Raw genomic sequence first — 2,075 nt, forward strand, 5'->3', positions numbered from 1 at the left:
GGTGCTGGTGGCGGCGCCGTGTCGGCCGCGCTGCCCGGGTGGGGCCAGGGTGGGACCGGTGGGACGGGGCGGGAAAGCGGGGCGACCCGCACCCGGCGGGTGGGCGCCGGATGGTGCGGCGGGGGCCCGCGGGTCGTCGGCCAGGGCGTCCACGGTCGGGGCGTCGGCATCCGCGCCGGCAGCGGCCAGCTCGGGATCACCAGGCCGCGCGCTGTCACCGGGCCGGGCGGCGTCGACGTCGTGGTCGTCCGGGGCGAGAAGATCACCGTCCGGGTCGAGATCGTAGGGATTGTCCAGGTCGTAGGGGGTGGTGGCCCGCGGGTCGCCGGTGTCCGGGTCGCCGGTGTCGGTCATCCCGCCCGGTTCCGCGGAACCGTCTCCCGGACCCTGACCACCAGATCCACCAGGACCGTCGGGACCGTCCTCATCGTGATCGCCGTCGTCGTTCCCGCCGGGGCCCTCCGACCCATCATGATCCTCGGGGCTGTTCCCGGTGCCGGGGTGGCGGCCGGTGGCGGCGTTCGAGGACGCGCCGGCCTGGCGGCGGGCCTCGGCCTGCTCACGGGCGGCGGTTTCGGCGGCCACGGCGTCATCGAGACCGGCCAGGGCGTCGGCGAGGACCGCGGCGAGGGTGGCGTCGTCGAGGTCGGGGGCGTCGAACGGGCCGCGGCGGCGCCGATGCGGCAGCGCGAGGCGGGCACCGGTGCGCAGGTCCGCGGCGCGCACGGTGTCGCGTCCCGACCAGGCGGCGAGCGCCAGCGCGGTGCGGGCCAGCACGACGTCGGCGCGCATCCCGTCGACGTCGAGACCGGCGCAGATCGCGGCGATCGCGTCCAACGCGGCGTCGGTGAGGGTCACCGCCGGCAGCCGCACGGTGGCGGCGGCCACCCGGGCGGCGAGGCGGGCCTGCGCGGGCGCCCAGGCGGCGACGAACCCGGCCGGGTCGGCGTCGTAGGCCAGGCGGCGACGGACCACCTTGGCGCGCAGCCGCGGGTCACGGCTGGCGGCGACGGTGACGGTGAGCGCGAACCGGTCGAGCAGCTGCGGGCGCAGCTCACCCTCCTCGGGGTTCATCGTCCCGACCAGCACGAACCGCGCCGGATGCCGGGCGGACACCCCGTCGCGTTCGACGTGGGCGACACCGGTCGCGGCCGCGTCCAACAGGACGTCGACGAGATGGTCGCCGAGCAGGTTCACCTCGTCGACGTAGAGGATGCCGCGGTGGGCCGCGGCCAGCAGCCCCGGACGCAGCACACTCACCCCGTCGGCGAGCGCCCGGTCCAGGTCGAGGCTGCCGGTGACCCGGTCCTCGGACGCCCCGACCGGCAGCTCCACCAGCCGCACCGGCCGCACCACCGACACGGCCACCGGCGAGGTGGACGCGGGGTCCGCGCCGGGTGGGGAGGCGGGCGGATGCGGTCCGTCCGGGCAGCGCGGGTCGGGGGCGGCCGGGGCGCAGGCGAACCGGCAGCCGCGGACCACCTCGACCGGGGCGAGCAGGTCGGCAAGCCCCCGGACCGCGGTCGACTTGGCCGTGCCCTTCTCCCCGCGCACCAGCAGCCCGCCGAGGGCCGGGCTGACCGCGTTGAGCAGCAACGCGAGCCGCAGATCGTCCATCCCGACGACCGCCGCCAGCGGGAACCCGCCGACCCGGTCCGCGGCGAACGGATCGGCCCGACCCGCCGGCGAGGTGGTGACACTCGACGGTTGCGCACAACCGGACGGGAGGGCCGTGGCCGGTTCCGTGGAACCGGGTGCTGCTGTGGAACCGGATGGTGCTGTGGGTGGTGCTGGCATGCCGCTGGTCCTCCCCAGGTCCTCGCCCGTGGTCGTCCATCGCGACGGCCGGAGTATCCTGGCTCCCGGATCCCGCGCGCCGCCGTCGGCCTTCCAACCGCGCTGGCGGTCGTGACCTGCCCGTGTGGCTGTAGGGCACGTGGATGGCGGCGCTCTCCGGTGACAGTGGCGGGACCGCGCCGGATTCGCACCGGCTTCCTCCGCTAGCTGTCGCGTCCGCCAGCATGTCACATCCGCCAGGCCGCGGTGGCGTCGTCGTCCAGGCCCCACCCGCCGGC

Annotated in this window: 1 protein-coding gene and 1 riboswitch; the gene reads right to left on the reverse strand. The window is 76.6% G+C overall.

Translation table 11 applies throughout. The features are described from left to right. Window positions 1-1,797 (reverse strand): ATP-binding protein (locus G6R24_RS20510; protein WP_163550774.1); only part of this gene is annotated, 1,797 nt, incomplete at its 3' end. 52 nt (window positions 1,798-1,849) lie between these two features. Continuing rightward, window positions 1,850-1,997, reverse strand: a riboswitch (cobalamin riboswitch). Window positions 1,998-2,075 lie beyond the last annotated feature (78 nt).

Origin of the sequence: Candidatus Frankia nodulisporulans (genome assembly GCF_902806475.1) — a bacterium.
GTDB classification, from domain to species: Bacteria; Actinomycetota; Actinomycetes; order Frankiales; family Frankiaceae; genus Frankia; species Frankia umida.